The 6,065-nt window shown below is 66.7% G+C and carries 7 protein-coding genes; all 7 read right to left on the bottom strand.

Annotated features, from left to right (window positions below):
- Nucleotides 1–130: 130 nt before the first annotated feature.
- A complete protein-coding gene (locus tag PHQ87_RS13765; protein WP_300235467.1) occupies nt 131–844 on the bottom strand; it encodes a hypothetical protein in 714 nt (237 codons plus the stop codon).
- The gene (locus PHQ87_RS13760) at nt 841–1,407 is read right to left on the bottom strand and encodes a hypothetical protein (protein WP_300235464.1); all 567 of its coding nucleotides are present in this window, start codon (nt 1,405–1,407) and stop codon (nt 841–843) included. The genes PHQ87_RS13765 and PHQ87_RS13760 overlap by 4 nt, the downstream gene beginning before the upstream one ends.
- 42 nt (nt 1,408–1,449) lie before the next feature.
- Nucleotides 1,450–2,745, bottom strand: a complete 1,296-nt coding sequence (locus PHQ87_RS13755; RefSeq protein ID WP_300235461.1) for a hypothetical protein — start codon at nt 2,743–2,745, stop codon at nt 1,450–1,452.
- Nucleotides 2,742–3,221 (bottom strand): hypothetical protein, encoded by a 480-nt coding sequence (locus PHQ87_RS13750; RefSeq protein WP_300235458.1) that lies wholly within the window; start codon nt 3,219–3,221, stop codon nt 2,742–2,744. The genes PHQ87_RS13755 and PHQ87_RS13750 overlap by 4 nt, the downstream gene beginning before the upstream one ends.
- Entirely contained in the window at nt 3,221–4,120 is a 900-nt protein-coding gene (locus PHQ87_RS13745; RefSeq protein WP_300235456.1) for a type II secretion system protein, read from the bottom strand. The genes PHQ87_RS13750 and PHQ87_RS13745 overlap by 1 nt, the downstream gene beginning before the upstream one ends.
- A 27-nt stretch (nt 4,121–4,147) precedes the next feature.
- The gene (locus PHQ87_RS13740) at nt 4,148–4,951 is read right to left on the bottom strand and encodes a prepilin-type N-terminal cleavage/methylation domain-containing protein (protein ID WP_300235454.1); all 804 of its coding nucleotides are present in this window, start codon (nt 4,949–4,951) and stop codon (nt 4,148–4,150) included.
- 204 nt (nt 4,952–5,155) lie between these two features.
- Nucleotides 5,156–5,869 (bottom strand): response regulator transcription factor, encoded by a 714-nt coding sequence (locus tag PHQ87_RS13735; protein WP_300235451.1) that lies wholly within the window; start codon nt 5,867–5,869, stop codon nt 5,156–5,158.
- Nucleotides 5,870–6,065: the final 196 nt, after the last annotated feature.

Raw genomic sequence — 6,065 nt, 5'->3', positions numbered from 1 at the left:
TCGCGCTCCACCGTGGCGTAGGCGGCCATGGCGGCCCACGACAGCAGGCTGGCCGTCAGCAACACCAGGGTCATCTCCAGCATCGACAGGCCATGCTGGCTGATCAATCCCCGCCACACACCCTGCCTCGTCATGGCTTGCCTCCGGTGGCGGGATGGCCTCCCATCTGGGTGGCGGCATACGACTGCACGATCTTCGAGGTGTCGAGCGTCCGCTGACCGATCGCGCGCAATTCGGCCAGGATGGCTTGCTGCCTCTCCACGTCCTGCGGCTTGCGGCTCTGCGCGATCCGGCCGAACTCGGCGCTCAGCGCCTCCGAACGCTCCGCCTGCGTGAGCAGATCCTGTATGGCCCGGAAATAGACCGGATCGATCATGCCTGCCCCCAGGCGCTCCACGTCCGCCATGGCCTGCCGGGCGTCCTCGATGGTGGCCGACGGCCCCTTGGCCTGCAGTTGCGCCAGCCGGGCACTCATCTGGGCGCGTCGCTGGCGCCGCTCTTCACGCGAGAGGGCAGTTGTTGAGCCGGCGTTCACGCCCGGGCCCACCTGGCCACCGCCCTCGACGCCCGTCACCGCCGCGCCCGGCGGCAACACCCAGGGCGGCTGCACCGCATCACCCCGTGCGCCCACCCCGGGCGCACCGGCCTCGGCCGGCGCGCCTGGAGGGAGCCGGCCGGCACTGCCCGCCGGTGACGTCCGGTCGGTGCCCGCCGGCACGGCCGCCACCTGCGCACCGGAAGGGCTGTCGCGCAATGGCGATTCCGACAGGCTCAGCCAATAGCCGCCCAGGCCTGCGAGCACCAGCAGACCCAGACCGGCACCGATCCACACACCCTTGTTCATCTGCGCTCCACCGGCGCCTGGCGTGCCCCGGCTGCCCGGTCGGTGGCCGCTTTCGGCGCCGGACGCTGATCGCCGGCCACCGCCACGCGCACGCGCAAACCATCACCACGGATGAAGGTGACCTCTTCGACCTGGATGGATTCAACCCTCAGGCCCCCCTCCACGGTATCGCCCACATGCACCAGCCGTCCATCGACCACGGCCTTGCCCTCGGTGCCGGTCTCCAGCACCACCGTCACACGGGGCTGGTGCACCGGGGCCGCGGCAGGTTTGCCCACCGGTTTCGCGGCCGGTGCCGGTGCCGCGGTCTGGGCAAGCAGCTCCTGCGGCAGTCCCGCGCCGGCGCGGCTGCGGGACGCGGGATCATGGGCTTCCGTCAGGGCCTGCAAGGCGGTCTTCAGATCGGCCTGGTCGTGCCATTGTTCCGCGGTCGGCGGTGTCACCGGGGCCGGCAGGCCCATTCCCGGGCGGCCCGGCTGGCCGGCCCGCTGCGACAAGGACACTGCAGCCAGCGTGACAACGGCGACCGCCAGGGCGCTGAGGATCAGGGCAAGGTATCTCATGACTTATCCGATATGTCGGGAACATTCATCCCGGGCCGCTGGTCAACGACCCCCGGCAGGGGCGGCCCGGAAGTGGTAGGCGAACGCGCCGGGAGCACTGTCCCCGGGCGCCGTCGATTCGGCCTGCCACCCTGCGGTGCGCAATGCGGCCAGGAAATGGCTCAGCGCCTGCGACGAACCGTCCGCCACCACGCCGTCAACCCTGAAGCGCGCAGGCTCCGGTGCCATGCCCTTGCTCAACTGCACGCGCTGAATCCGTATCTGGGTACCGGCCGCCTGCCGCACCGTGGCGAGCATGCGCACCGGGTCGTGCACCATCGCAAAACCCATCTGACGCGCAAAAGCCAGCTCCGGCGCTTCCGCCTCGGCCTGGCGCTCCTCCTGCGCCGCGCCAACGCGGTGGCGCAACTCTTCCACCTCGTTCTGCAACGCTGCCACGGTCGATCGCTCGGCGTCCACCGTGCGGTCGGCAAAGAAAGCGAACACCCCCAGCCCGGCGGCCACCACGGCCACCATGGCCGCCATGGGCAACACATGCCTTTCACTGAACCAGGCCAGCCGCTGCAGCGCCGGCACGGCCCAGGCACGCGTCGGCAGCGCCGCCACCAGGGCGGGCAAGGCCGACGCCAGCACGGACGACGCCTGCGCCGCATCGTCGAAGGACGCGTGCGGCAACAGACGTGCCTGCGCCACACCCGTCTCGGCCAGACCATCCAGCAGGGCCTGCTCCTGCACCGGATCGCCCGGATGCACCATGGCCCACGCGCACGCGTCCACACGGCCCTTCCAGCCATCGGCCTTGAGCTGTGTCAGTGCCACCTTCAGCGGCATCACGAAGTCCGACGGATCGGTGCCCAGTGCCACCGCCGCCGCATAGTGCATGCGCCCCTCATGCTGGCCGAAGACGTGCAACTGCGAGCCCGACCGGAAAACCCGGATCTCCCCGTCCGGGCACTTCGTGGCCAACAGGCCGGCCAGCGGGATGAACAGACAGTGGTCACGCTGGCGGGCCATCCATGACTGGAACTCCTGCCATTGCGGCAATGGCACGGCCGTGTACAAGGTCTGGTTGCTGTCGGTGTGGCCCATCTGCTTGTGGATGAACACCTGCACCGCACCGTCGATCAGCCCCTCAGCACGCACCACCTTCTCGATCTGGGCCGCGGCATAGGCCGCCTTGCCCTTGCAGTACTGGACGCCCACCTGCGCGTCCGCGAAGTCCGCCACCACATACGCCGGCGCCTGCAGCGTCGGCCAGGGCTGGATCTCGGACACCTTCCCCTGGGCCAGTTGAAACCAGCCTCGCGACGAAACGAAAATGATCTGCTCGGAGGTCATGGGGCCTCAAAGGGAAAGTACACCTCGCCCACCATCTCCAGGCTGAAGCCGCGGTCTTCGGGCAACGGTGGCGTGAAAAGCCCCGCCTGAGGCGATGTCACCGCCAGGTCGAAACGATCGGCGGCAAACCACTGGCGCCCCTGCGGACCGAGCTGCTGACGCAGCAAGGTCTCGGCATCCTGGCGACTGATCAGCGCCGGGGAACGCTGCACCCGGCGGCTGGTCCAGCGCCCGGGATCGATGCCCAGGCGTGCTGCCATGGCTTTGACCTCCTGCGCCTGGCGGGCATAGGTTTCGCGTTGCTCGATCAGGGGCAACTGGCTCTGCAACTGCGTTTTCTCGGCGCGCAACCACTCACCCTGCGCACGCATCTGGTTGAGCCGCGACATGCCCTGCATGGCGGCCCAGCAGGTCAGCGCCAGCAGCAGCGTCGATACCGCCAGCACGGCCAAGCGCCCACGCCGAGATATCGCCATCACTGCTCCATGACCCAGTGCGCCGTCAGCAAGGTGACACGGTCCTCGTCATACTGACGACCCCGCGCCGTGGCACCGCTGGGGTTGTTGGCGCCGATGGCCGTGGTGTCGTTGCTGCTGTGGTGGTTGCCATAGATGTTGCTGGCGATCGTGTTGTTGGCCTCCCACGCCGTGCCCGGTGCATTGGCGTCGTTCGCCTGGGTGTGCGGCGCACGACCCTGGATGCGGAAGCGGCCCTCGCGGGAGTCGGGCTTGCCATCGATCACCTGGTCGAGGTAACGCGCCAGATCAGGCGTCAACCCGCGGATCACCATCACGTTGCCGGCGCCGCTGGCGGTACCGGCGGGGTTCCACTGGAAGCACACCTGCACCTCGGACGTGTTGCCGTTGCTGTCCTGGTAGGCGTAGCGGTCTTCATGACCTTCGCCACGGCCCGGGGGCAGACGCACCCCATGGCGAACCATCAGATCGCGCAGCGACTGGCGCGAGAGCCTCGCATCGCCATAGCCGGTCTGACCGGGCCGATAGCCCTGGCCTTCGCAAATCTTGTAGCCGGTGCCCATGAAGTTCTCGGGAATGCCCGCCACAGGCTGTCCACCGCGGCGCTCGCAGGCATTTCTGAAGCCAATGTTGGTATGGGCCCCGTTGACCATGTAGGTCGGCGCCTGCTGGCAGTCACCCAGCACCGTCCCCGTGCGCTGGTAGTACTGGTCGTACGCCATCTTCCACTGGTCGAGGAACTTGTTGGCGATCTTGGTGTATTCGGCGTTGCGCTGCACATCCTTGCCGATCGAGACGGCACCGATGATCAGGCCGATCACCGCCAGCACCAGCGCCAGTTCGACCAGCATGAAGCCGCGGTGCGCCCGGGCACGACGGGAGGTATTGAAGCGTGTCATGATGTCAGGACCTCAGATAACGCTGCTTCACTGGTTCATCTTGTAGACGGCCACCACGGTCTTGACCTGGTCTTCGTCACGCTTGAAACCATTCGCGACCGTCCCCCACGCGGATGAGGCTTCGGAGTATTCGAAGGTGTTGTTGGTGTTCCACTGCACCCCCGGCTCATTCCACGTGCCGTTGTCGACACCCTGCTGGCGGAAACGCCCTTCACGCGCATCGGGCTTGCCATCCACCATCTGGTCGAGGTAGCGGGCCAGATCGGGCGTCAGGCCCGAGATGATCATCACGTTGCCCGAGCCTTCGCCATTGTTCGCGACACCTGGGTTGTTCCACTGGAAGCACACCTGCACCTCCTGCGGGTTGCCATTGCTGTCCAGGTAGACGTAGCGGTCCTCGTAGCCCTCGGCACGGCCTGGCGGCATGCGCACGCCGGCGCGTGTCATCTGGTCACGCAGATCGACCACGGCGGTACCCCGGGGCGACATGAACGCACCTTCGGCCTTGTCGCACACACGGGGCGGTGGCCTGACGGCAGTCATGTCGCCACCCGACAGCGGCGTCGTCACCGCCAGGCTGCCGTAATTAGCGCCATTGACCATCAGGCGTGGCGCCGTCTGGCTGTCTCCCACCACCACGCCGGTGCGCTGGTAGTGCTGGTTGTAGGCCTGTTCCCACTGATCAATGAACTTGTTCTTGATCTTGGTGTATTCGGCGTTGCGCTGCACATCCTTGCCGATGGCCATGGCACCGATGATCAGGCCGATCACCGCCAACACCACCGACAACTCGACGAGCGTGAAGCCCGACTGCCGAGACCGGCGCGGCATACCTTGAGGACGACGTGACTGTAGAAACATGTACTTCTCCATTACTGAAAGTAACGTTCCGAAGCATAAGAAGCACACATTCGTCGAATCTGTCACTATCTGTCACATATAGGCACTTTCAGCAAAATTTATTCGTGATATATGTCACGCTGGCATGGGCTGGATGCGTCGGCGCTTGACAAACTCAGGGAAAACCCTTGATTTCTAATCAATCACCAGTTGCGCGGTGCTTCCCTGGTTGAAGCGATAACCCCGCCCGCGGACCATGGCAATGGCCTCGGGCGGCAGGCCGGCGGCCTCCAGCTTGCGCCGCAAGCGGCGGATCAGCGAAAACAGGGCATTCTGGTAGTCGGTGTCGTCGTTCTCTTCGGGCCACAGCAGCTCCCGCAAGGCATCGCTCGCGACGATCACACCGGGGGACTGCGCCAGCATCTGCAAGGCCATGGCCTCACGTGCGGTGAGCGGGGTGCATTGCCCGTCGGCGTTCTCAAGGCATCGCCTGGCCAGCACCAGCCGCAGACCGTTGCGGCGGCGCTCCGATTCGATGGCCGGCATCGACCGCGCCAGAACCGCCTTGAGCGCCAGATCCACCTCTTCCGGGGCCACCGGTTTGACCAGGTACACGTCGGCTCCCGCCCGCCAGCCCGCCAGCCGGTCGCTGGCGGAAAATCGTCCCGACAGCACCACGACCCCGACCGCCGGGTAGGTTGACCGGACCCACTGTGTCAACTCGACACCGGACTCACCGGGCAGCCCCACATCCAGCAGGAGCATGTCCGGCACCCGCTCGACGAACTGCCGCCGCAATGCCAGGCCGTCGCGCGCGGCCCGCACCGTCCATTCACCCGACTCCGCCAGGTATTCCGTCAAGGACTCGCGCAGCGCGTCGGAATCCTCACATACAAGCACGTCCCACATAGACACTCCCCCAGACCCCTCAGACGTTCTCTGCATGCCCACCCCCCTCGGGCGCACGCAGCGGCATCACGAGCGCAAAGCGGATGTTCTGGCCCTCGGCCGCATACCTGATGTCACCGCCCAATATATGGGCCATACCCCGAACCCAATACAGCCCCAGGCCCGTGCCCACCGACCCGCGCGCACCCGCGGCCCG

It is taken from the genome of Hydrogenophaga sp. (assembly GCF_028698005.1).
Lineage (GTDB): Bacteria > Pseudomonadota > Gammaproteobacteria > Burkholderiales > Burkholderiaceae_C > Hydrogenophaga.
The sequence above is the reverse complement of the archived record's forward strand: the minus strand, read 5'-3'. Positions and strand labels throughout refer to the sequence as shown.

What these genes read in the sequence shown, in the direction of transcription:
- PHQ87_RS13765 (WP_300235467.1), bottom strand. Translation starts at nt 844, where the DNA reads ATGAACAAGGGTGTGTGGATCGGTGCCGGTCTGGGTCTGCTGGTGCTC.
- PHQ87_RS13760 (WP_300235464.1), bottom strand. Translation starts at nt 1,407, where the DNA reads ATGAGATACCTTGCCCTGATCCTCAGCGCCCTGGCGGTCGCCGTTGTC.
- PHQ87_RS13755 (WP_300235461.1), bottom strand. Translation starts at nt 2,745, where the DNA reads ATGACCTCCGAGCAGATCATTTTCGTTTCGTCGCGAGGCTGGTTTCAA.
- PHQ87_RS13750 (WP_300235458.1), bottom strand. Translation starts at nt 3,221, where the DNA reads ATGGCGATATCTCGGCGTGGGCGCTTGGCCGTGCTGGCGGTATCGACG.
- PHQ87_RS13745 (WP_300235456.1), bottom strand. Translation starts at nt 4,120, where the DNA reads ATGACACGCTTCAATACCTCCCGTCGTGCCCGGGCGCACCGCGGCTTC.
- PHQ87_RS13740 (WP_300235454.1), bottom strand. Translation starts at nt 4,951, where the DNA reads ATGCCGCGCCGGTCTCGGCAGTCGGGCTTCACGCTCGTCGAGTTGTCG.
- PHQ87_RS13735 (WP_300235451.1), bottom strand. Translation starts at nt 5,869, where the DNA reads ATGTGGGACGTGCTTGTATGTGAGGATTCCGACGCGCTGCGCGAGTCC.